The organism is Enterococcus sp. B2E4, assembly GCF_030499455.1.
Classification (GTDB): domain Bacteria; phylum Bacillota; class Bacilli; order Lactobacillales; family Enterococcaceae; genus Enterococcus_D; species Enterococcus_D casseliflavus.
Window position 1 is genome coordinate 1 of record NZ_JAUKPK010000056.1, and the last position, 534, is coordinate 534.

At 36.9% G+C, this 534-nt stretch carries 1 protein-coding gene; it reads right to left on the reverse strand.

Annotated features, from left to right (window positions below; translation table 11 throughout):
• Nucleotides 1-534 (reverse strand): restriction endonuclease subunit S (locus Q1X33_RS16620; protein ID WP_301969849.1); only part of this gene is annotated, 534 nt, incomplete at both ends.

The following is a 534-nucleotide window of genomic DNA, read 5'->3' on the forward strand; positions in this document are numbered from 1 at the left end:
CAAATTTTGATTTATCGCTCTGTCGAACAAAGGACGCAAACCGTATCTGCTCTTTGTATGGAACATCTGGAATTTCCATTTCTGCAAACTGCGCTAATTGTATAGCAGGGTAGGAGACATCCCTTATTAAACTCTTAGTTCCAACTGTCATAAAAAAGGTTCTTATATATTCTGTGGTACTTATCATATCTATAGGCTGTATACATGCCAAATGCGAAACTACATATGCCGCCTTTTTCAGCGAATAAATGTGCCCTGATAAGCATGACATTCCACTTTTTGCTACCAAGACCGTTCCGGAATTATGCAGCTTCAACTTTCTTTCTTTGATTGTTTTTTCATCTACAAGATTACATTCTTGCTCAGAAATTCTTAACAACTTTAAGTCCTCTAAATTTCCAGCTTTTATAAAAGGAGTACCTTCTTCAGAAAACTCATCATCATGAGGGGAACTTTGACCTGCTGTTATATTTGCTATTTCACCTAACCTTGTCTTCTCATACCCTTCGAACTGCTCCATAAATTGAGATTTGA